The sequence below is a fragment of the Mesorhizobium sp. M2E.F.Ca.ET.209.01.1.1 genome, assembly GCF_004010375.2.
Lineage (GTDB): Bacteria > Pseudomonadota > Alphaproteobacteria > Rhizobiales > Rhizobiaceae > Mesorhizobium.
The window spans coordinates 1-328 of sequence record NZ_SADP02000724.1 but is presented as its reverse complement, the minus strand read 5'-3'; the positions used below and the strand labels follow the sequence as shown (position 1 = coordinate 328).

The following is a 328-nucleotide window of genomic DNA, read 5'->3' as shown; positions in this document are numbered from 1 at the left end:
GTTGAAGTAAGGGAGAGTAAGGGAATAGGGGAGTAAGGGAATAGGGAGTAGAAAAGGAAGCTGGCGGATAACGACCGTTGTGTTTTCCCCTACTCCCCTACTCCCCTACTCCCCTACTCACGTACCCAGCCACGCCGTCTTCCGTCAGCTCCGCCAGCGCCAGTGACTGATCCAGGTGGGCTGCGCGCCAGGCGAGCATCCTTTCGGCGAACTCCAGTCGCACCGGCAGATAAGCCGGGGCGGTCGCCACATTGTTCAGCTCTCCCGGGTCCTTCGAAAGGTCGAACAAAAGCGGCGGCAGGCTGCTACTGAACTGGACAGATTTGAA

At 58.5% G+C, this 328-nt stretch carries 1 pseudogene; it reads right to left on the bottom strand.

Annotated features, from left to right (window positions below):
- Window positions 1–97 precede the first annotated feature (97 nt).
- Window positions 98–328 (bottom strand): annotated as a pseudogene (locus EN852_RS37610) (phosphonate monoester hydrolase); the annotation flags it as partial.